The 19,371-nt window shown below is 67.7% G+C and carries 22 protein-coding genes; 13 read left to right on the top strand and 9 right to left on the bottom strand.

Annotated features, from left to right (window positions below):
• From NCCP691_RS00550 to NCCP691_RS00540, 3 genes are all read right to left on the bottom strand, one after another.
• On the bottom strand, window positions 1-1,116 hold the full coding sequence (locus NCCP691_RS00550; RefSeq protein WP_220806282.1) for a GGDEF domain-containing protein: 1,116 nt from the start codon (window positions 1,114-1,116) through the stop codon (window positions 1-3).
• Window positions 1,117-1,203: 87 nt separating this feature from the next.
• Complete coding sequence (locus NCCP691_RS00545) at window positions 1,204-1,518, bottom strand: hypothetical protein (RefSeq protein WP_220806281.1); 315 nt, start codon at window positions 1,516-1,518, stop codon at window positions 1,204-1,206.
• A 68-nt stretch (window positions 1,519-1,586) separates the two neighbouring features.
• Window positions 1,587-2,216: a YkgJ family cysteine cluster protein gene (locus NCCP691_RS00540; protein WP_220806280.1), complete on the bottom strand. Its 630-nt coding sequence runs from the start codon at window positions 2,214-2,216 to the stop codon at window positions 1,587-1,589.
• A 178-nt stretch (window positions 2,217-2,394) separates the two neighbouring features.
• Between NCCP691_RS00540 and NCCP691_RS00535 the strand changes: the two genes are divergently transcribed.
• The 3 genes from NCCP691_RS00535 to NCCP691_RS00530 all read left to right on the top strand — a co-directional run bounded on the left by NCCP691_RS00535 (window position 2,395) and on the right by NCCP691_RS00530 (window position 3,840).
• Window positions 2,395-2,664, top strand: coding sequence for a cupin domain-containing protein (locus NCCP691_RS00535; protein ID WP_220806279.1), 270 nt, complete (start codon window positions 2,395-2,397; stop codon window positions 2,662-2,664).
• A 536-nt stretch (window positions 2,665-3,200) separates the two neighbouring features.
• Window positions 3,201-3,335: a hypothetical protein gene (locus NCCP691_RS21475; protein WP_274387213.1), complete on the top strand. Its 135-nt coding sequence runs from the start codon at window positions 3,201-3,203 to the stop codon at window positions 3,333-3,335.
• A gap of 97 nt (window positions 3,336-3,432) precedes the next feature.
• Entirely contained in the window at window positions 3,433-3,840 is a 408-nt protein-coding gene (locus NCCP691_RS00530; RefSeq protein ID WP_220806278.1) for a YkvA family protein, read from the top strand.
• Here the strand turns inward: NCCP691_RS00530 and NCCP691_RS00525 are convergent.
• Window positions 3,837-4,370 (bottom strand): DUF2939 domain-containing protein, encoded by a 534-nt coding sequence (locus NCCP691_RS00525; protein ID WP_220806277.1) that lies wholly within the window; start codon window positions 4,368-4,370, stop codon window positions 3,837-3,839. The two genes, NCCP691_RS00530 and NCCP691_RS00525, sit on opposite strands and share 4 nt — an antisense overlap.
• Window positions 4,371-4,529: 159 nt before the next feature.
• Here NCCP691_RS00525 and NCCP691_RS00520 point away from each other — a divergent pair, with 159 nt between their 5' ends.
• Complete coding sequence (locus NCCP691_RS00520; RefSeq protein WP_220806276.1) at window positions 4,530-5,471, top strand: alpha/beta hydrolase; 942 nt, start codon at window positions 4,530-4,532, stop codon at window positions 5,469-5,471.
• Window positions 5,472-5,705: 234 nt separating this feature from the next.
• Here the strand turns inward: NCCP691_RS00520 and NCCP691_RS00515 are convergent, their stop codons facing one another.
• The gene (locus tag NCCP691_RS00515; protein WP_220806275.1) at window positions 5,706-6,173 is read right to left on the bottom strand and encodes a hypothetical protein; all 468 of its coding nucleotides are present in this window, start codon (window positions 6,171-6,173) and stop codon (window positions 5,706-5,708) included.
• A 322-nt stretch (window positions 6,174-6,495) separates the two neighbouring features.
• On the opposite strand from NCCP691_RS00515, the gene NCCP691_RS00510 reads away from it, so the two are divergent.
• Window positions 6,496-7,497 carry a tyrosine-type recombinase/integrase gene (locus tag NCCP691_RS00510; protein ID WP_220806274.1) on the top strand — a complete coding sequence of 334 codons (1,002 nt, stop codon included), beginning with the start codon at window positions 6,496-6,498 and terminating at the stop codon, window positions 7,495-7,497.
• Here NCCP691_RS00510 and NCCP691_RS00505 read toward each other — a convergent pair.
• From NCCP691_RS00505 to NCCP691_RS00495, 3 genes are all read right to left on the bottom strand, one after another.
• The gene (locus NCCP691_RS00505; protein ID WP_220806273.1) at window positions 7,494-7,715 is read right to left on the bottom strand and encodes a hypothetical protein; all 222 of its coding nucleotides are present in this window, start codon (window positions 7,713-7,715) and stop codon (window positions 7,494-7,496) included. The two genes, NCCP691_RS00510 and NCCP691_RS00505, sit on opposite strands and share 4 nt — an antisense overlap.
• Window positions 7,716-7,842: 127 nt before the next feature.
• Window positions 7,843-8,865 carry an Ldh family oxidoreductase gene (locus tag NCCP691_RS00500; RefSeq protein WP_220806272.1) on the bottom strand — a complete coding sequence of 341 codons (1,023 nt, stop codon included), beginning with the start codon at window positions 8,863-8,865 and terminating at the stop codon, window positions 7,843-7,845.
• 101 nt (window positions 8,866-8,966) lie between these two features.
• Window positions 8,967-9,239, bottom strand: a complete 273-nt coding sequence (locus NCCP691_RS00495; protein ID WP_220806271.1) for a hypothetical protein — start codon at window positions 9,237-9,239, stop codon at window positions 8,967-8,969.
• A gap of 319 nt (window positions 9,240-9,558) precedes the next feature.
• Between NCCP691_RS00495 and NCCP691_RS00490 the strand changes: the two genes are divergently transcribed.
• The 3 genes from NCCP691_RS00490 (at window position 9,559) to ggt (ending at window position 12,558) form a co-directional block, all read left to right on the top strand.
• Entirely contained in the window at window positions 9,559-9,921 is a 363-nt protein-coding gene (locus tag NCCP691_RS00490) for a DUF4148 domain-containing protein (protein ID WP_220806270.1), read from the top strand.
• A gap of 259 nt (window positions 9,922-10,180) precedes the next feature.
• A complete protein-coding gene (locus NCCP691_RS00485) occupies window positions 10,181-10,612 on the top strand; it encodes a hypothetical protein (protein WP_220806269.1) in 432 nt (143 codons plus the stop codon).
• A gap of 101 nt (window positions 10,613-10,713) precedes the next feature.
• Entirely contained in the window at window positions 10,714-12,558 is a 1,845-nt protein-coding gene (gene ggt, locus NCCP691_RS00480; RefSeq protein ID WP_238482249.1) for a gamma-glutamyltransferase, read from the top strand.
• Between the two features lie 230 nt (window positions 12,559-12,788).
• Here the strand turns inward: ggt and NCCP691_RS00475 are convergent, their stop codons facing one another.
• Window positions 12,789-13,478 carry an ArsR/SmtB family transcription factor gene (locus NCCP691_RS00475; RefSeq protein WP_220806268.1) on the bottom strand — a complete coding sequence of 230 codons (690 nt, stop codon included), beginning with the start codon at window positions 13,476-13,478 and terminating at the stop codon, window positions 12,789-12,791.
• A gap of 69 nt (window positions 13,479-13,547) precedes the next feature.
• Between NCCP691_RS00475 and NCCP691_RS21550 the strand changes: the two genes are divergently transcribed.
• The 5 genes from NCCP691_RS21550 to NCCP691_RS00450 all read left to right on the top strand — a co-directional run bounded on the left by NCCP691_RS21550 (window position 13,548) and on the right by NCCP691_RS00450 (window position 19,337).
• Complete coding sequence (locus NCCP691_RS21550) at window positions 13,548-14,063, top strand: antibiotic biosynthesis monooxygenase family protein (RefSeq protein WP_220806267.1); 516 nt, start codon at window positions 13,548-13,550, stop codon at window positions 14,061-14,063.
• On the top strand, window positions 14,060-15,142 hold the full coding sequence (locus NCCP691_RS00465) for a cytochrome P450 (RefSeq protein WP_220806266.1): 1,083 nt from the start codon (window positions 14,060-14,062) through the stop codon (window positions 15,140-15,142). Before NCCP691_RS21550 ends, NCCP691_RS00465 begins: the two co-directional genes overlap by 4 nt.
• Before the next feature lie 101 nt (window positions 15,143-15,243).
• Window positions 15,244-15,399, top strand: coding sequence for a hypothetical protein (locus tag NCCP691_RS00460; RefSeq protein WP_220806265.1), 156 nt, complete (start codon window positions 15,244-15,246; stop codon window positions 15,397-15,399).
• 389 nt (window positions 15,400-15,788) lie between these two features.
• Entirely contained in the window at window positions 15,789-17,564 is a 1,776-nt protein-coding gene (locus tag NCCP691_RS00455; protein ID WP_220806264.1) for a WD40 repeat domain-containing protein, read from the top strand.
• A gap of 18 nt (window positions 17,565-17,582) precedes the next feature.
• Window positions 17,583-19,337 carry a hypothetical protein gene (locus NCCP691_RS00450; protein WP_220806263.1) on the top strand — a complete coding sequence of 585 codons (1,755 nt, stop codon included), beginning with the start codon at window positions 17,583-17,585 and terminating at the stop codon, window positions 19,335-19,337.
• The last annotated feature ends 34 nt before the right edge of the window (window positions 19,338-19,371 follow it).

Below are 19,371 nucleotides of genomic sequence, written 5' to 3'. Positions count from 1 at the left end.
TCAGGCCGCCGTCACGGCCGCGCCCTCCTCTTCCACCGCCACGCGATTGCGGCCTTCCGACTTGGCGCGATAGAGCAGCGCGTCGGCGCGCGAGATGCCGCTGCCGTAATCCTCGCGGTCATGCAGCTCCACCAGCCCGGCGGACACCGTCACGCGCAGCCTGGCCTCGCCGTGCGCGAGCGTCCACGCTTCGGTGTGGCGCCGGAAGCGTTCGAGTATGCCCTGCGCCTGCGCCAGCGTGGTCTGCGGCAGGAACAGCAGAAACTCTTCGCCGCCCCAGCGCGCGAGGATATCGGTCGGACGCAGCAGCTTGCTGCCTTCTTCGGCGAACCGCTGCAGCACCTCGTCGCCGGCCGCATGGCCGTAGGTATCGTTGATCCGCTTGAACCAGTCGATGTCCAGCAGCGCCAGGCAGGCGGGCCTGCCGTGCGGGACGCGCTCGCCGCCCTGCAGCAGGTCGACCATGAAGCGCCGGTTGGGCAGCCGGGTGAGCGCGTCGCGCGTCGCGAGATCCTGGATCCGTGCGAGCGCGACAAGCAGTTCATCCTTCTGTTTCTTGAGCCGCGCGCGCAGGTCGCTCATGCGGCCAGTGAGGATGCCGACCACCGCCACCATGGTCCCGATCAGCACGAAGTGCACGAACTCGATGCGCGCGTCGAAGGCGGGATCGAGCCGGCTCATCGCGATCATCATCGCGCCCAGGAGGACGATGGCGAAAATGCTGAGCGAGTGCGTCTTGCGCGCCTCCAGCGTGAAGGCGCAGAAGACCAGCGTCACCAGCAGCACGACGAGGCAGGCGCCGCGGAAGGGTCCGACGATGGGATAGCCGAGGCAGGTGATCAGTACCGCGAAGCGGCCCTGGTAGACCGACAGCTGCGCCGGCGTGAGCCGAAGCCTGCGGCTCTTGCGGATGAGGAGATAGAAGCCGGCATGGCCGAGGCAGGAGAGTATCGTCAGGGCGGCGGCGGCTTCCCGCTGGCCGGAGCCGGTGAAGGTCTCGAGCCAGACGATGCCGAGGCACAGCAGATAAAGCAGTACCGTGACCGACCAGTAGCTGACCAGGCGCCCCATCTTCGGGTCATCGCCGGCGGCTGTCTTTCCCAGACGATTGAACATTGCGTCTCCCCGCGCGGCCGGGCGTCCTGGCGCCCGGTTCCATTCATGTCATGCATGCCGCCGGCGATGGCGCGGCGGTCGTCGGATTCACTTCGTGGCGGGATGGTCTGCCGGCGCCGGCGACTTGTCCGCGCCGGACGCGCCGTATTGCCGGATCATTCTCGCGATCGGCCCTTCATGCGCCTCCCTGAAGCTCAGCGCTTCCCGGCTCGCGAGCACCGCCATGAGGAACAGCAGGAGAACCACCAGGAAAAGCGCCACATGCACGCGCATCGGCGCAACGCCATGGCACCGCAGGCATTGTTCCAGGTCGCGCTTGTCCCGATGTTCGCAATCACGGCATTTGTCCATACCCATTGCCCCTTCCGATGTCAGGAGGCGGTCGTCGACCGCCCGAAGCATGAACTTGCTACTCGGCATCATGCCGCGCGCGGCGCCCGCTGTCCAGCGGGGGCGGCATGTGCGCCGGGTCAGGCCGGGGCTGCCGGCGGAAAAAAAGCCCGGATGTCCCCTGTCCGGTCCTTTCCCGATACCTGCCGGTAGGCCGCCAGCAGCGGCCCGGGGTCGAGATGCGGCACCGGCGTATGACGCGGATCGCCTGCCTTCGCCAGCGCCAGGTTCTCGAATCCGCACAACAGCGCATCCGTATCCAGGCTGAGGTAATTGCGGCAGACGAAAGGCCGGTGCTCGTAGATCGAACAGGCGTCCTGCACCAGGAAGGGGCAGGGCGTAGCGGGGCCGAAATCGTGCAGGGCGGGCGGCACATAGTCCGACCGCAGCTGCACCGCCGTACGCCCTATCCGGTGGCCGATGGCATCCGCCTCCGTCTGCGACATCATCACCCGCTGGTGGCAGCATGCCGAACAGCCCTGCCGGCAAGCCGCGTGCGCAGCAGCGGCCTCGCGCACCTCCGACACCAGCGCCTGTATCTTGACGATCTTGTTGCGGCGCGAAGCGTTGTCGGCGAGCACGCGGTCCAGCCTCGCGACGAGCGCTGCCTCGCGCGGTGCGAAGTCTTCCTGGATCCGGCGCGTCACGTCGGGCACGCGCTCGCTCAGGCTGGTCTTGCGCGCGTCGATCAGTTCGATAAGGTCATCCATCGCATTCTTTCGTGTTCCCTCGCCGGCGCCCACAGGGCAGGGCCTGTCGGACCGGGAACCCGGTCTCCGGCAATTGGGCGAGTGTAGAAGGAATCCCGCGGCAGGGCAACGCGCTGCGATGGGCAGAGCCGCGCCGGCGATGTTAAGCTGCGGGCATCGATTTTCCCGGGAGCGCCGGATGGAACAGGAACAGTTCGTCGACATGCTGAAGGCCGAGGGCTATGCCGGGCCTGTCAGCGTTACCCGCGAACCTGGCGGCATGCTCGACTCGCATGTCCATCCGTTCGAAGCCAAGGCCCTGATCCTCGACGGCGAAATCCGCATCGGAACGGGAAACGGCGCGCGGACTTACCGGCGCGGCGAGATCTTCCATCTGCAGGCGAACGAAGCGCACACCGAAAGCTATGGTCCGCAGGGCGTGCGCTATCTCGTCGGGCGCAGGCAATAGGAAGGCATCAGTCCCCGCCGTCCCCGCCGCCGCCGTCTCCGCCTCCGTCACCCTCCCCTTCATCGTCCGTGCGGCCATCGCCGCCGCCGTCGCTTCTCCTTGCGCCTCGCGCACGGCCCGGCGACCGGCGGGAAGCCGCCACCCGCTCCCGTCTGCCACGGCGACCGGATCGTGCAAGAACCAGAAAGCCGAGTGCGACGAGGGCAAAGCCGGACCATGAGCCGGCGCTGCCCTGCGTCTCGCTTGCAAGAAGATAGACCCCGCCCGCGAACAGCAAGAGGCCGATGACTCCGGTCACCGTGCGTCCCCTGCCTGGATTGCCGTTCCGGATTTCGCTGCGCTCGCCATTGTCTGCTCCAGGGGGAATGGATATGATCGAATCATACCTCCTGGCGTAGGCGGATGATTTCCGCGCCGCCCCATGTTCATGGGATGCGCGCGGCAGGCATTCGGATTACCGTTGGGCCATGGAATAACAACAAGGGGAGGCTATGTCGCTTCGACTGGAAAACTGCCCGGTATGCGGGAAGGTATACATGCTGGAACAGTACAGCCCTGCCTTCGCCGACGGCGCGGCGCGGGGCGTCATCAAGTGCCCTCACTGCGGCAACGAGAAAGCGGGCGAACCCGACTTCATCTACTCCGGGCACAAGCTGCCGGGCGAAGAATAGGTCCGGCCGGCACGCGCCGCTCATCGCCCACCTCCGATACGATAGCCGCAGAGCCGATATACTCGGCATCCCCGCATACCGCCGGCAGGCAACAGGCATGTCCCTCACGGAAAGAATGCGCGCATGGGCGCGCGGCATCAAGCGCGACGGCGTCACCCTCTGGTTCGCCTACCGGCATCCCGCCACGCCCTGGCACGCCCGGCTCCTGTGCGTGCTGGTCGTGGCCTATGCGCTCAGCCCGGTCGACCTGATTCCCGACTTTATTCCGGTACTCGGCTATCTCGACGATGTCATCCTGCTGCCCTGCCTGATCTGGGTCGCGGTCCGGCTCGTGCCCGCAGCCGTGCTCGATGAATGCCGCGCCCGCGCCGCCGAGTGGATGAACAGGGAAGGCCGCAAACCGCGCAGCAACTGGGGCCTGCTTCTTGTCGCCCTGGCATGGATTGCCGTCTCCTGGCTGCTCTGGAAGGCGCTGAACGGATCCGGCATCCTCGGCCTGCACTAGGACGGCAGCATGACCGCGGCGAGCCGCCAGCGCCACCATCCTTCGCGGCGCAGGATGAAGTAACCCTCGGCATCGGTTGCACCCTCGCGCCGGTAGATCACGGTGTGCCAGTCGCGATAGCCGACCGACATTTCCGCTGGCGGCTCCGCGCTCGCGGGCACCTTCGACACCGCCGCCGACATCACGGAACGGGTCACGCCGGGGCGGCCGGCGTTGAGCATTTCGATCAATGCGGCGGGGCCGAGCAGCAGATCGATCAGCGGGCCGGTCACCGCGCGCGCGAGACCTTGCCCGATGGCCGCGAACGGGTCCTGTCCGCCTGCCTCGTCCGCGCCCGCCCCACCCTGCGCGAGCTGCTGCTTGAAGCTCTCGCGCAGCGCCGGATAATCGACGTAGGCTGAGAACGTTTCATAATCCCGCGCCGCGATCGCGCCGCGCATGCGTTGCACCGTCCAGTACGGACTGAAGAAATTGGCCGCGCAGACGAGCAGTGCGAGGACGGCGACGAGCGAGAGATTTTTTCTGAGCATGGCTGAGCGCGAATCAGGAATGTACCGGGCGCCGCCTTCGCCGCGCTCCCGCCGGATTGTAGCAAGCGCCGCTTCCGCCCGGCCCGGACTTCATTAGAATGGGCGGATGTCGCGCTTCCGACCGCGACCGACGTGATGAAAACAATGAAGGAGACAGACATGAATCAGGGCAGCCGGCCGGCCGTGCAGGACCCCACGACCGCAAGCCACGAAGTTCTGCGGGCCGCGGATGGCGCCGACATCCGTTACCGCCGGTGGGAGCCGGATGGCGAAGCGCGCCTGGCGGTCCAGGTCGTGCACGGCGCCGCCGAGCACGGCGGCCGCTATGAACGCTTCGCGCGGGCCCTGGTGGCGGACGGCTGCGCGGTGTATGCGAGCGACCATCGCGGACACGGACTCAGCCGCGTGCGGTCGGGCGCGCTCGGCGACGCCGGACCGGACGCATGGAACCGCTTCGTCGAAGACGAGCTGGCGCTCAGCGAGATCATCCAGCGCGCTCACCCGAAGTGCCCGCTGGTCCTGTTCGGCCACAGCATGGGCTCATTCATCGCACAGGACTACATCACGCGCGGCTGTCGGCTGGACGGTCTGATCCTGAGCGGCACGGCCTATGGCCCGCCGCCTCCGGCCGAGCTGATCGACGCGCTCGACGCGGCCGCCGCCGCCGCACCGCTTGGCCCGTCGCAATTCTGGGCGGAGCGCTTCAGCGAATTCAACAAGGCCTTCAGCGACAAGCCCGGATTCGACTGGCTCAGCCGTGACCCGGAGGAAGTCCGCAAGTATGAGGATGACCCGCTGGCCGGCTTCTCATTCAGCAATGAACTCGTGCGCGACTTCTTCCGCGGCATGGCGGCACTGCGCGATCCTGCGCGCGAGGCCTGCATCCCGCAATCGCTGCCGGTGCTGGTGATACAGGGCGCGCTCGATCCGGTCGGCGCCAACCTGGCGGGCACGCGTGCACTGATCGATCGTTATCAGGCCCTCGGCCTGGCCCGCGTCGATTACCGGTTCTATGAAGGCGCGCGCCACGAACTGCTGAATGAGACCAACCGCGACGACGTCGTGCGCGACATACTGGATTGGCTGCGCCAGCGTTTTTGAAGATCGATACACCGCAAGTGGATGAGGATGCGGAGGTCCGGCTACGCTTTTGGCTTGACGGCTGTCACTGCCGTGTCATCGAGCGACGCTATGATGAGCGGGTCTGCTGCACACGCAACCGATATGCGTGGCGGAAGATGCAACGCCCTATCGAGCGGATCAGGTCGGCAGCCGTATGGCGGACCGGGATCACGGATAGGGCGTTTGTCTTGATGCGCGGCGCACCGCGATCGCTTACTGCTTGAGGTAACGACGATCCCTGCCGGTGCCGCTGTCGGAAATCGCGCCGGCCTTGACCAGCATATGCAGGGCATTGGCCTGTCGTTGCGCCAGCTTCTTGAGATCGTCGCCGGCAGGCGTGATGCCGAGCGCCTTCACTGCCGCATTCAGGATCTCGCGTGAAGACTGCGGCTCGCTGGTGACCAGACCCGCCCAGAACTCCTTGCCGGTGGCCGGCAGATCCGACTGCGACTTCTTCGCGCGGCCAGCCTTCGCCGGCCTGGCCGCACCGTTCGCCGCGGCTTCCTTCCTGCGCCGGCCGCGCGCCGGTGCCGCGTCCTGCCCGCCCTTGCCCTCGAGCGAGTTCAAGGATGAGAGCGTCTGCTGCAAGGCTTCCACCCGCGATTGATAGTAAGCAAGCCCTTCACGTGCGTGTTCAAGCTCGGCGCGCAGCGCATCCTTCGCAGATTGAAGATTCGACATTTTTTCTCCTTAATGAGAGCGAGCGAGTTTTAATTCCCGCGGATTGTTTTTTTTGGCACTTTGCGGAGATTACACGAATTATCATCTGCCGCTCCAGCCAATTAACAGGTTTTTTACACCGGCATCGCCTGTTTTAACCGTATTCAATGAGTCCACACCTTCAGTCGAAATTCAATGTCGATCAATGGTGATTAATTTTGACGGATATGACCGCGGAGCCGGCCATGCTATTCCTCAAGGAACGATTTCAAGCGTGAAGCCCGATGCAGGGGTACGGCGCTCATCAATTGCGCGCCTGATCGCGTGAAGCTATGATCGGCGCATGTCCCGCCAAACTCCCATCTCACTCTTCGACAGTCCCGACACCTGGCTGAACGCGCCCAAGGAAGCCTTCGCGTCCTGGGTGGTATCGGACCGTTTCGCCACCACCAGGAGGGGCGACCCGCAGGTGCTGCGGGACAGTTCGATCAAGGTGTACCGCGCGATGTTCGGCAAGTTCGCGGACCAGGTACTGGGCACCACGTCCGAGGGCAGACCGGAAAAATCCCTGCGTGAAGTCGGGGTCGACGACATACGCCGCTTTCTCGACGCGAACAGGCTCAACAAGGGGATCCGGCATCGATATGTCCGGCTGCTTGAACGCACCTTCGATCTGCTGCTGGGGAAGGGTCTGGTCGACAGCAATCCGGCGCGCGGACTCGCCGTCGCCCAGCCGACGCGTTCCGGCAAGGGCAACGACAGGACGCAGTGGCTGAGCGCAGAGCAGCAGGCGGCGGTGCTGGCGGCGCTGCCGCAGGGCGAAGGCTGGAAGGATCAGCGCAGCCGGGCGATGATCGCCACGGTGCTGGCGGGCGGACTGAAGGTCAGCGAAGTGATCAGGCTGAGCCTGTCGAATGTCGGCATGAAGCAGGAGGACGGCAGCGTCTTCATCGACGTCTACCCGGGCGGGGCCGGCCGCTGGCATCGCACCCGTGTCGCCGCTTTCGGCGCCGGGATGCTGCTGCAATGGGTCGCGCTGCGCAAGTCGCTGCAATTGCCCGGCAACCTGCTGTTCCCGGCCGGGCCGACGGGAGCGGTGCTGCATCCCGCCACCGTCTATCGCCAGGTGAAAGCGGTGCTCGCGGCGGCCGGCGTGCCCGAGGAACAGATCAAGCGCCGCGGCGCGCGTACGCTACGCAATTCATTCGCGCTGCGCGAACTGGAAGACGGCGCCTCGCCCGCCCTGGTCGGCGAATACCTGGGTCATCGCGCGGACAGGTCGACCCGGTATTACACGGAGCTGCTGCCGCGCGGCCGCGGCCGCGCGCGACCGACGGGCGATTAAAGCAGCTCGCGTTCGTCGGGCCGCCGCAGGCCCGGCATCAGCAGAAGACGCCGCGCATCCTCCGCCCTGTCCTCATCCTGATCGGCGCCGCCCAGCGCCAGCGTGGCCTTGACCTGCTGCCAGCCGTCGTCGCGCTTGTTGACCGTGGCGATCCTGCGCCGTTCGCGGTATGCATCGAGTGAAATGACGACGGCATTCGCCTGCTTGGTGGTCTGCATGCTTGCTCCCTGAATATGCCGATCGAGTCTTGCACATTCCTGTAAGGAATACCCATGCGGTTGCAATTCGTTGCATGTGCGCTTGCGACGAGTGAGGCGACCGGACCGGGCGCGGCGGGAGTCCGGCTCAGGCCCCCGCCAGCCGCCGCAGCTGTTCCAGCGTGGATGCCGCGATCTGCACGCCCTGCGCCTGCGCCTGCGCCGCAAGCGCCTGCCTGCGCGCACCGGGCAACCGCACGCCCTCGTCGGCCAGCACCGCCTCCAGCAGGGCCTCGACCCTGGCGAAATAGACCGCCTGTCCGGCGAGCGCGCCGGGGTCGATGGCGATGAAAGCCTGGCCGAGCCGCGGCCGGTTGCCGGCGTCGACGAAGAATGAGTCCGCCTCGGCGCCGAAGCTCGCGCCGGTCAGCGCGGTGACCAGCAGCTCAACGATCAGGGCCAGCATGGCGCCCTTGTTGCCGCCGGCCGGCAGCATGGATCCCTGCAGGGCTTCCCGCGCGTCGGTGGTCGGGCGACCCTCGCTGTCGAGCGCCCAGCCGGAGGGAATCGGCTTGCCCTGCTGGGCGGCGAGCATGATCTTGCCGCGCGCGACTTCCGACAGCGACAGGTCGATCATCAGCGGCGCCGCGTCGCGGCGGGGGAAACAGGCGGCGATCGGATTGGTGCCGAAAATGGCGCGCTTGCCGCCGGCGAAGGGCATCGCGGCAGGCGAATTGCCCATTGCGAGGCCGACCATGCCGGCCTCCGCCACCGCTTCCAGATGGTAGGCGGCGGCGCCGAAGTGATGGCTGTTGGTGACGGCGGCGATCGCCATGCCGCACTGGCGCGCCGCCGAAACCGCTTCCCCTGTGGCGAGCTCGCAGGCGGGGAATGCGAAACCGTCGGCGGCATCGACCAGGATCGCCGCCGGGCGGCGCGACACGACCGCCGGCACGGCCTGGCCGTCCACCCGGCCGTGCGCGAGGTGCGCCGCATACATCTGCACCCGCGAGGTGCCGTGCGAGGCGAGCCCCTGCATGTCGGCGGCGACCAGTGCGGTGGCCGTCGCGCGGGCCTGGAGTTCGGAGGCGCCCGCGGCGACAAGCGCGCGCAGGGCGAGATGATGCAGGTCGCCGGCGGCGACGATGGCAGTCGTGGGAACGGAAGTCATTGCGTGGACGTATCGGAGAAATCGCCTTCTGCGGGCGAATGCACATGAGAGCGCCATGTTAGCGAAAACCGGCGCCGCGCGCGCCGGCCGGGGAAGACGCCTCAGAGTCCGTTGGCGGCGAGCAGCTGGCGTGCCTGGGCGAGCAGGTCGTCGCGCACCGGGTCGGGCTTGTCTCGCCCTGCCAGCTTGATGTATCCGGTCAGGTCCCGCACCAGCTTACCCATCGCCTCGAGACTGGCGACCAGGGCGACGATGCGCTCGGGATCCGCCGCCAGCACATGGAAGTTCGACTCGACGACCGGCCATTCCTCGTCGTCGCGGTCGCCGTCGCGGTATTCCATTGCCGCCGCCTTGATTGCCTGCAAATCCATCATGTCGCATCCCCGAGCGAAAGTTCAGTGAGTCTTGTTTGTCTGCATTCTCCCTTGCGGCACGCGGCCGCCGCCTGCCGCAGGTCAACGGATGTGCCTGGGGCGGCGCGCGTGTCGCCGGGATTGTTCTCGATTCCGGAACACCGAATTGCCGGAAATCCTGTTTATTCCGAATACGGCCAGGAATAGACTGCGTTCCATCGATGAGCACACAAGAAAAACGCGTGCGACTCACCGAAGCAAAGCCTTCGACGGCAGACACCTTGCCTGCTCCGCCGAGACCGAGTCACTAGTCGTCAATACACTTGTCTGGATAATGAGAATGAATGCCAAGAAAATGATTGCCGCCCTTGCCCTGCTCGCCACCGCCAGCCTCGCCTCCGCGTCGGAGTGGGTCGAGTTCACCGACTTCAAGTCGACCAGGACCCGCGCCGAAGTGATGGCCGAGCTGGAGCAGTCGCAGGCCGACGGCAGCTACGCCGCCCTCCACCAGGAATATGTCGCGCCCGGCACCGGTTTTGTTCCGGGCAAGTCCCGCGCCCAGGTTCTGGCCGAGCTGAAGCAGTCCGTGGCCGACGGCAGCTATGCCGAGCTGCACCAGGAGTTTCAGGGTCAGCTTCCGCCGGTGTATGTCGATGGCGCCACCCGCCTCGCCGGCAATGCGAAATCGGCCGCGGCTTACTGAGTCCGCCGATCAGCCCCGCAAATGCATCGAAGGAACGCCGCCCGCCCGGGCGGCGCTGTCGTATCCCAAGGTCTTCCGCGCGCCATGCCGCATCCCTGTCCTTCCGGCATGCAATCCCCGAACCTGGGGGAAAGCCGCTTGATTCAATTAAAAGAACGCTCTTTAACTGCGAGTCGGACTTCGCCGGTTGACTAGACTGGGAAGGCCGTTCTTCACGGCGCCGCCGGCGGCCCGCGCGGCACGGTCACGGAAAACCGGGATGCTGGATGGAGACATCGTTGTGAGAGTGCTGCGCGCTGCCCTGCTGCTGTCTGTCCTGAGTTGGCAGGTCGCCGCCTGCGGGAGGATGGAAGCCGACAAGGCGCCCGACACCGGGCGCAGAAGCGAGGGCACGGGCTTCCTCTTCGCGGCGATCAGCAATCCATGGACGGCCTCACCGTCTTCGTCCGCGCAATACCTCCCGCCCGGGATGCTTTCTCAGGAACACGCCGCGCCGGCGGACACGGCCCCGATGCGCAGCCGCGACCCTGTTGCCCGTCTCGCCGCGCTGGAGGCGTGGACCCGGTCCCGGCCCGATTCCCTGCATGAGATCGGCCTCATGCTCCATGACCCCGACCCGTCCGTGCGCTCACGCGCGCGCGAGCTGTGGACCGCGGCTTTATCGGGCGGAAGGAAAGCCGACCCGGACTGAGCGTCCGCCGGCACCAGGCATCACCGCACGGCACGGGACAGTGCCGGCATGTGCACCAGGGAGCAAAGCTGGATTCAAAAGAACCCGAAAGAGAGTGAGAGATGATGAAGATCACGCTGACCCGCATCCTCTGCGGACTACCCCTGGCAGGCGCGCTCATCGCCGTTCCTGCCTTCGCCGAAGGCCTGCCCGCCGGCACGCGCGACGTGGCCGACGCCACCGTCGAAAAACAGCAAGGCTACCGCAAGGGCGTCGTCGCGGTGTCGCATCCGCTCGCGGCGCAGGCCGGCGCGCAGATGCTCAAGGAAGGCGGCAATGCGATCGATGCCGCGGCCGCCATACAGTTCGCGCTCAATGTGGTGGAGCCGCAGTTCTCCGGCATCGGCGGCGGCGGCTTCATGATGATCTACCTCGCGAAGACGGGCGAGACCGTCATCGTCGACTCCCGCGAGAAGGCGCCCGCCGCGGCAACGCCCGACATGTTCCTCGGGCAGAGCTTCGCGGACGCCTCCACCAGCGGACACTCGGTCGGCGTTCCCGGCACCGTGCTCGGCGTGGAGACCGCGCTCCAGCGCTGGGGCACGAAGACGCTGGCGCGGACACTGCAGCCGGCGATCTCGCTCGCCGAGGAAGGCTTCCGCATCAACCGCTACCTCGCGGCCGACATCGCCGATCCCCGCACCTCGCTGCAGCCCGAGACCCGCGCCGTGTTCCGGCAGTCCGACGGCACGCCGCTGCCGGAAGGCAGCCTGCTGCGGCAACCCGACCTGGCGAAGACCTTCCGCCTGCTCGCCGCGCAGGGCAGCGAAGTGTTCTATCGGGGCGAGATCGCCAATGCGATCGTCGAAGCGCAGCGGCGCAGCAGCCCCGCCCTCGGTTCGGCCGGCGTCGGCCGCATGACGACGGCCGATCTCGCGGCCTATGATGTCGCGCTGCGCGAACCGGTGCAGGGCGACTATCGCGGCGTCACCATCAAGTCCATGTCGCCGCCGTCCTCGGGCGGACTGACGATCATCCAGATGCTCGAGATGCTGGAGCAGTTCCCGATCGGCGACGCGAGCCAGGGCTACGGCTTTGGCTCCGCCAGGACCATGCATGTGATGACCGAGGCGATGCGGCTGGCGTTCGCCGACCGCGCGGTATGGATGGGCGACGAAGACTTCGTGCCGGTGCCCGAGCGCGGGCTGATCTCGCCCTGCTATACCGATGCGCGCCGCCAGCTCATCAATCCCGAGCAGCGCCAGGCAAGCGTCACCGCGGGCAACCCCCTGCCCTGCAATGTCGCCGGCGGCCTGCCGGCGGTGAGAACGATGCTGGCCGCGCTCGAGGAAGAAAAGGGCATACACACCACGCACTTCTCGGTGGTCGACAAGGAAGGCAACGTGGTCTCGTACACCACCACCATCGAGAACACCTGGGGTACGGGCATCACGGTTCCCGGCTACGGCTTCCTGCTCAACAATGAGCTGACCGATTTCAACTTCACGCCCATGCGCAACGAAGCCACCGGCAATCCCGGCGCCAACGATGTCGCGCCGTTCAAGCGGCCGCGCTCGTCGATGTCGCCGACCATGCTGTTCCGCGCCGGCAAACCGGTGGCGGCTTACGGATCGCCCGGCGGCGCCACCATCATCAACTCGGTGCTGAACGTGACGCTCAATCTCGTCGATCATCGCATGTCGATACAGGAAGCGATCGACGCGCCGCGTTTCTCGGTCACCAGCGCCGCCGGCACGATCAGCTGCGAGGCCGGGTTCGCCGCCGAAACGCTGCAGGGTCTGCTGGCGCTTGGCCATGCGGTGCCGGTGCAGAACGGCGCGCCGAACTGCAATGCGAGAATCGGTTCGGTCCAGGGCGTGATCGTCGATCTCGAAACGGGACGCCAGTACGGCGGTGCGGACCAGCGGCGCGAAGGCACGGTGATCGGCATCAAGGAAGCGCCGTGAAGCTCGCCGAAGGCAAGTGAAGGACGGCCGCGCCGCGCCCGGGACTGATGCACAATGAAGGTCCCACGGGCGCCGGCGCGGGCGTCGCAACGGCGCGCCGCAGGTGTGAAGGTTCTTGCCGCTCGCCAGCGCATGGTCGGAAGCATCGCCCGACACAGCGGCAGGGACATAGCAGCCGGCGTAACGACCGGCCGCCCGTGGCCTTCACTTGCGCCTGCCAGGGGGCAGGCTCAGCAATCCACGCCGAAGCTCTCGCGCAGACCGCGGCGTCCTGCGGGCGTCAGCTGCAAGACCCGGCTGTCCGGATTGCGCAGCAGCCAGCGCCGGCGCAGGAATTCTTCCAGCAACGCGGCGCCGAGCGCGCCGCCGAGGTGAAATTCACGCTCGCTCCAGTCCATGCAGGCGCAGGCGAAACGCCGCTTGGCGCCGCGCAACGCGCCCAGGTCCAGGCCGAAGCGGGCAAGCAAGCTCTCGCCCTTCTCCGACAGGCGGTAATCCCGCTTCTGCAGCGACAGCAGGCGGTCCTGTTCCATCCTCCGCAACAGCGTCACCGCGAGCGCGCCGGCCAGGTGGTCGTAGCAGCTGCGCGCGTGGCGCAGGCTCTCGGGCGTGCCGCGCGAGGCCGGCAGCTGCCGGGTCTGCGGACGCGGAGAAAGCGCGGCAAGCGACTCCAGCGCCATGCCTACCTGCGGACCGGCCAGACGGTAATAGCGATGCCTGCCCTGGGTCTCGACCGCGAGCAGTCCCGCTTCCAGCAGGCGCGCCAGGTGATTGCTCGCCGATTGCGCGGAGATGTTCGCTGCGAACGCGAGTTCGCCCGCCGGCCGCGCACGCCCGTCGAGCAGCGACCATAGCATGCTCGCGCGCGCCGGTTCGCCGAGCAGCGCGGCGGTGCCGGCCAGTGCTTCGGCCAATTCCATGTTTCAGCTCCCGGTGAAATATAAACGACGCAAAAAGCATAGCATTACGTCCATCTCAAGGAGGGAAAAATGTACGCAGTCGTTTTCGAAGTATTGCCGTCTCCCGAGGGCATGTCGCGCTATCTTGAAATCGCCGCCGGCCTGCGCCCGCGCCTGGAACGGATCGACGGGTTCGTCTCGGTCGAGCGGTTCCGATGCCTGGACGAACCGCGATGGCTGCTGTCGCTCTCGTTCTGGCGCGACGAAGCGGCGCTGATGCAATGGCGCATGCACGGCGAGCACCGCGCCGCGCAAGCCGAGGGACGACAATCGGTGTTCGACGACTACCGCTTGCGCGTGCTGCGATTCGGCACCGACGGCGGCCATGGCGGCCGGATGCTCGGCCTGCGCGAGCATGATGGCGGCATCGCCGCCGGGGATGGCAGGCGCTTTGCCGGTCTCGCGGATGCGCGCAGGCAGGTGGATCTGTTCGAGACCGGCGACGTGCCGGGCGTGCGCTGGGGCGAAGTGATCCGCGACTATGGCATGTACGAGCGGGCGCAGGCGCCGCAATCCTTCCCCCCCGTGGCGGCGAGGACACGATGAGCGGCGTGCTGTTCTCACAGTCCGGGGTGGCCGATCCCTACGCTCTGTATGCATCCCGCCTGCGGGACGGGGCCGTGCAGTACGACAGCGCGGCCGGCGTGTGGGCGGTGTATTCCTACGCCGGATGCAAGGCGGTGCTGGCATCGCCGGATGCGCATGTTCCCCGCGCGGCGCTGGAGGGCCTGCGGGACGAGGCGGCGCTGATCGGGGGGCAGCTGGTGCGGCTGGCGAATCCGCCCTCGCATGCGACGCTGCGAGCGGTCGCGCAGCGCCTGTTCGACCGCCTGCGCGGCGGCGGCATCGCGCGGCTGACCGATCGACTGCTGCGGGAGCAGGCACGCGAGTTCGACTGGGTGACGGTCTGCAAGCGGCTGCCGCCGCTGGCGCTGATGGATGGCCTCGGCTTCGCCGCCTCGTCCATCGCGATGCTGTCGCCGCACATCGATGTCCTCGCGAAACTGATGCAGCCGGCAAAGCCCGCGGCGCTGCTTGCCGATCTGCAGGAAAGCGCGAAAGCCTGCTGGCCGGTTCTGCAGACGGAAGCGGCGCGGCTCACCGGGAAAAGCGACGAGGCCGCGGCGGCGAACCTGGCCGGGCTGCTGATCCAGAGCTATGACGCCACGCGCGGCCTGCTGTCGAATGCCCTGCTGTCTGCGCTTGCCCTGCCCGCGCCGCCTGCCTCGGCCGCCGCCTGGCGCGCGCTGGCCCAGGAAACGCTGCGGCATGATCCGCCGATACACAACACGCGGCGAACGCTTGCCGCGCCGATGGAGATCGGGGGCGTGCCCCTGCAGGCCGGCGAGCCGCTGCTGCTGGTGCTGGCCGCGGCCAACCGCGATCCCTCGGTGTTCGCGCAACCGGAGGTCTTCGACTGGCGGCGCGAGAACGCGGCGATGCACCTCACCTTCGGTTTCGGCGCGCACGGCTGCCTGGCGCGCGAGTATGCGGTGCTGCTCGCTGCAGAAGCGCTCGCCCGTCTTTTCGCCGCGGGTCCGGTGCGGCTGGCGCAGCGTGACATCAGGCATGCGCCACTGGTCAATGCACGGTTGCCGGAGGCGCTCCGCATCCGGACAGGGTGACAGGATCGACCGTCATGAGTTGTGTTTGAGCAACACGCGGCCGGAAAGCTGCTGCTAAGATCGGGCCGCCATACACTCTTGCATCGTCACCCGAACTCCCTATGAAGAAAACACTTGCCCTGCTGTTGCTGCCCGTCGTCCTGCTGAGCGGCTGCGTCGTCGTCTCCGAAGTCCCCGCCGCGCGCGTCATCGTCACCGACGGCGGCGGCGGCCCGCCGCACTGCCCGCCGGGCCAGGCCAAGAAAGGCCGTTGCTGACATCGAGAAGTAAAGGGCGGCGCGACGCGGCCGCCCACCTGGCCCACCTCGCCCACCTCGCCGGCGCCGGCTTCCCTGGCACTCTTTTCCCTCGGCATTTCCGCCTGAGCATCACCGGCGCCACCGCCGGACACGCCTGTCCCGAAAGGCTTCGCCCGTCCTCCCCGCGCATTCATTGCTTCCTCTGATCCCGGCCAGTCCTTGCGCGCGCGCATTGAACTTCGCTTGATCGGCCGCAGTCCATTTTGTCGGGTTGGTCTTTCTGCCAACTTCCTGCGGCCGGGCAAGGGCATGCAGGCACCGGACAAGAATACGGAGGAGCAAGCCCGTGATGGCGAGGATCACCCAGCCCGTGACGACCATGGCGCGCGCAAGCGGAAGCTGCTGAGATGCAAGCGCCTGCGTCGCTCAAGCGCAGCGTCCACTGCGCGCGGATCGCGAGGTTCATGACGGCGATGCTGTGCGGCGTCGTCGCGCTCATGCTCGTCGCGCCCGCCCTCGCCGCCAATGCGCCGGTGCTCACCGTCGACCCGGCCACGCACACCGCGGCGATCCGCCAGCTCGCCGTCGATCCGGACGAGCAGCTGCTGGTGACCGCATCGGACGACAAGACCGCGCGTCTCTGGGAAATCGCGACCGGACGGCTGCTCCATACCATTCATGTCCCCGTCGGCCCGGAGGATACCGGCCGGCTTTATGCCGCCGCCATTTCGCCGCAGCGCCGGCTGGCACTCGCCGGCACCACCGCCGCGCGCGGCGGCGCCCAGCGCATCTATCTCTATGACCTGGTCAACATGTCCTTCATCAGGGCGCTCAGCGCCGGCAAGGGCGAGATCAAGCGCCTGCAGTGGTCGCCCGACGGACAGCTGCTCGCGGCGGCGCAGGCGGGCGCGCCGGGCTTTCGCATCTTCACCGACGAGGGCGAGCCGGTGCACGAGGAACGTCTTCCCGCCGACGCATGGAACCTGACGCTGTCGCAAAACGGCCTGCTGGCGCTGCCGGTCTCCGACGGCACGGTGCGCCTGTACGGCATCGCCGGCCGGGTCGAACTGCTTGCGACCCTGAAGACCGATCTCCCCGACCCGCGCGGCCTGCAGTTCTCGCCCGACGGCAGTCTGCTCGCGGTCGGATACCAGTCGAGGAAATCGGCCGATGAAGTACAGGTCGATGTCTTCGACGTGCTGACCCAGACGCTGGCGAAGTCCTTCGTGTTCCGCGACATCGAGCACGGCAATCTGCGCAACGTCGCCTGGCAGCGGGACGGCGGCGCGATCTACGCGGCGGGCTCCGGTTACCGCGGAAAAAGCGACTTCCTCATCAAGCGCATCGCATGGCCGGACGGGGCGGCGACCGATACCCGCGCGGCCGGCAACTCCATCACCGACCTGCTGCCGACCGCCGACAACCGCGTGCTCTTTTCCACGGTGGAGCCGGCCTGGGGCGTGATGCAGCAGGGCCGGGCGGCCACGGTGGCGCCGCCGAGAATCGCGCAGTTTCTCGAAGCCGACCTGCTCACCATCAGCGAGGACGCGAGAACCGTCGCCTGGCGTTTCGCGCCGGCCGAGCGACGGTTTTCATTCTCGGTCGCCAGCCGCGACCTGCAGGCCGGCGAGCGGGCCGCCACCCGCGCGGCCAGAACGGAAAGCCGGCGCATTGCGGTACGCGAATGGAAGAACTCCTATGACGTGACGGTGGCGGGACGCGCCGTGGAAATGGCGCCGACGGAAATCTCGCGCGCCGTCGCGCTGATGCCGGACGACTCCGGCGCGCTGCTCGCCACCAGCCGTTCGCTGCGGCGCCTGGCCGCGGACGGCAGCCAGAAATGGAAGGTGCAGCTGCCGACCGAGGCGCGCGCGGTCAATGTCAGCGCCGACGGCAGGCTGCTCGTCGTCGCCATGGCCGACGGCACCCTGCGCTGGCGCAGCACCGCGGACGGCAGCCTGTTGCTGTCGCTCTTCCCGATGCGGGACGGACGCTGGGTGCTCTGGAATGAAGAGGGATATTTCGATGCATCTCCCGGCGCGGAGCAGATGATCGGATGGACAGTCAACCGACCGGAAGACGGCCAGGCGGATTTCTTTCCGCTCGGCCGCTACGGCGGAAAGTACCGCCGGCCGGAGGTACTCGGACAGGCATTCAGCCCCGCACGTGCGGGCGCTCGATGATTCAGGAAAGGAAATCACATGACTTACTCGATGCAACAGATGACAGGCCGTCTGCGGTGGGCGGTCCTGGCCGCCGCGATTGCCGCCGTGACGGCGTGCGGCGGGGGCGGCGGCGGTGACGGATCGCCATCGGCCGGCTCCGGCTCGCCGGCATCCGGCAGTTCGCAGCAGGCGCCCTGCGTTTCCTACATCAACACCGGTTTCAACGGCGATCTGAATGCCACGTATTCCGATGGCTGGGGCGGCACGCCGCAAGGCGGCGTGATCTACTGCAGCGCCAGTGCCCAGGGCACCGGCGGCGGAATCGTCGGCGAACGAGATGTCGGCGGCGGCGACAGTGGCGGATTCGGCGGCGGCGGAGGCGGTTCAGGTGACGGGGGCAGTTCGGGCGGTGGTGCCGGTGGCGCCGGTGGCGCCGGCAGTGGTGGTGAAGGCGGCGCCGGCGCCGGCGGCGGCGAGGGCAAGGTCGTCAATGCACTGATGACCGTCACCCGGCTGTCGGACGGCGCCTTGCTCGGCTCGGCGCTGACTGATCCGGTCAACGGCCTGGTCACCATCCGTCCGCGTGCCTCCGACGGCCCGGTGCTGCTCACCCTGACCGGCCGCCCCGGCGCGCAATACTATGACGAGGGCCTGGACAGGATGGTCGACTTCGATGCCGGACGCGTGCTGCATGCGCTGGTCGACCGCTTTGACGAAAACGTCGGCGTCACGCCGCTGACCGAGGCGGCCTACCGCTATGCACTGCAGAATTTCCGCGCCGCGGGCACCAGCGCTCAGGGCGCCGGCTCGGCCAGCCTGCGCGGCCTCACCGCCGAACAGGTGCGCAGCGCGAACGAAGCCGTGCGGGTGGGCTTCAACGCCAACCTCGACGCCGACCTGCAGCTCGAATCCGTCAAGTCCCTGCCCACCCCGATCGACAGCAGCAGCCCGGAAGATGCCCTGCCGGACAACCGCTATGGCAAGGCGGCAACGGTGATGGGCGGCCTGGTGAAGGCGGCCGCCAAGCGGCGCCCCGAGGTGGAAGCGCCGGCGCTCGGCGTGACCGAGCAGATCGCCGACGATCTCAAGGACGGCAGCGTCGACGGCACGGTACCGGGCAGCACGCCCGCGGCGCCGGGCACGCCTGCGACGCCTGCGACACCTGCAACGCCTGCGACGCCCGCTGCCCCCGGCGGCCCTTACTACGACCGGGCCACCCTGCGCGCCGAAGTGCGCGAGGGCGCCGAGGAGATCAGGAACCGCTTCGGCCGACGCGGTTCGGGTGACGGCGGCAGCGGTGGTAGTGGTAGCGGTGGTAGTGGTAGCGGTGGAAGCGGTAGCGGTGGTGGAAGCGGCGGAAGCGGCGGAAGCGGTGGCGGAAGCGTTGGTGGAAGTGGCGGTAGCGGCGGTAGCGCTGGCGGGGGCACCGCGCCTCCGCCGGCGACCACACCGCCGGCGACCGGCACGCCTCCGGCTTCGACGACTGACGGCACGACGCCGCCTGCATCGGGCGGGACCACGACGCCGCCGTCATCCGGCTCGACCACTCCGCCGGCGAGCGACAGCCCCGCGCCGGCCACGGGAACGTCGACAGGCACGACGTCCGACACACCGACGTCCTCCGGCGGCAGCGGCGGAACCGGCAGTACTGGCACCGGCACCGGCACTGGCACCGGTACCGGCACCACCACCGGCACAGGTACCGGCACAACCACCGGCACTGGCACTGGCACTGGCACGTCCACCGGCACAGGTACCGGCACCGGATCGGCCGCCAGCACGACCGGTTGAAAACGCGCGCGGCCTCGCAGCTTTCGAGTCTGCG

Source organism: Noviherbaspirillum aridicola (assembly GCF_019656455.1).
Lineage (GTDB): Bacteria > Pseudomonadota > Gammaproteobacteria > Burkholderiales > Burkholderiaceae_D > Noviherbaspirillum > Noviherbaspirillum aridicola.
The sequence above is the reverse complement of the archived record's forward strand: the minus strand, read 5'-3'. Positions and strand labels throughout refer to the sequence as shown.

Coding starts and splice junctions, on each gene's coding strand:
- NCCP691_RS00550 (WP_220806282.1), bottom strand. CDS start 1,116: ATGTTCAATCGTCTGGGAAAGACAGCCGCCGGCGATGACCCGAAGATG.
- NCCP691_RS00545 (WP_220806281.1), bottom strand. CDS start 1,518: ATGCTTCGGGCGGTCGACGACCGCCTCCTGACATCGGAAGGGGCAATG.
- NCCP691_RS00540 (WP_220806280.1), bottom strand. CDS start 2,216: ATGGATGACCTTATCGAACTGATCGACGCGCGCAAGACCAGCCTGAGC.
- NCCP691_RS00535 (WP_220806279.1), top strand. CDS start 2,395: ATGGAACAGGAACAGTTCGTCGACATGCTGAAGGCCGAGGGCTATGCC.
- NCCP691_RS21475 (WP_274387213.1), top strand. CDS start 3,201: ATGCTGGAACAGTACAGCCCTGCCTTCGCCGACGGCGCGGCGCGGGGC.
- NCCP691_RS00530 (WP_220806278.1), top strand. CDS start 3,433: ATGTCCCTCACGGAAAGAATGCGCGCATGGGCGCGCGGCATCAAGCGC.
- NCCP691_RS00525 (WP_220806277.1), bottom strand. CDS start 4,370: ATGCTCAGAAAAAATCTCTCGCTCGTCGCCGTCCTCGCACTGCTCGTC.
- NCCP691_RS00520 (WP_220806276.1), top strand. CDS start 4,530: ATGAATCAGGGCAGCCGGCCGGCCGTGCAGGACCCCACGACCGCAAGC.
- NCCP691_RS00515 (WP_220806275.1), bottom strand. CDS start 6,173: ATGTCGAATCTTCAATCTGCGAAGGATGCGCTGCGCGCCGAGCTTGAA.
- NCCP691_RS00510 (WP_220806274.1), top strand. CDS start 6,496: ATGTCCCGCCAAACTCCCATCTCACTCTTCGACAGTCCCGACACCTGG.
- NCCP691_RS00505 (WP_220806273.1), bottom strand. CDS start 7,715: ATGCAGACCACCAAGCAGGCGAATGCCGTCGTCATTTCACTCGATGCA.
- NCCP691_RS00500 (WP_220806272.1), bottom strand. CDS start 8,865: ATGACTTCCGTTCCCACGACTGCCATCGTCGCCGCCGGCGACCTGCAT.
- NCCP691_RS00495 (WP_220806271.1), bottom strand. CDS start 9,239: ATGATGGATTTGCAGGCAATCAAGGCGGCGGCAATGGAATACCGCGAC.
- NCCP691_RS00490 (WP_220806270.1), top strand. CDS start 9,559: ATGAATGCCAAGAAAATGATTGCCGCCCTTGCCCTGCTCGCCACCGCC.
- NCCP691_RS00485 (WP_220806269.1), top strand. CDS start 10,181: ATGCTGGATGGAGACATCGTTGTGAGAGTGCTGCGCGCTGCCCTGCTG.
- ggt (WP_238482249.1), top strand. CDS start 10,714: ATGATGAAGATCACGCTGACCCGCATCCTCTGCGGACTACCCCTGGCA.
- NCCP691_RS00475 (WP_220806268.1), bottom strand. CDS start 13,478: ATGGAATTGGCCGAAGCACTGGCCGGCACCGCCGCGCTGCTCGGCGAA.
- NCCP691_RS21550 (WP_220806267.1), top strand. CDS start 13,548: ATGTACGCAGTCGTTTTCGAAGTATTGCCGTCTCCCGAGGGCATGTCG.
- NCCP691_RS00465 (WP_220806266.1), top strand. CDS start 14,060: ATGAGCGGCGTGCTGTTCTCACAGTCCGGGGTGGCCGATCCCTACGCT.
- NCCP691_RS00460 (WP_220806265.1), top strand. CDS start 15,244: ATGAAGAAAACACTTGCCCTGCTGTTGCTGCCCGTCGTCCTGCTGAGC.
- NCCP691_RS00455 (WP_220806264.1), top strand. CDS start 15,789: ATGCAAGCGCCTGCGTCGCTCAAGCGCAGCGTCCACTGCGCGCGGATC.
- NCCP691_RS00450 (WP_220806263.1), top strand. CDS start 17,583: ATGACTTACTCGATGCAACAGATGACAGGCCGTCTGCGGTGGGCGGTC.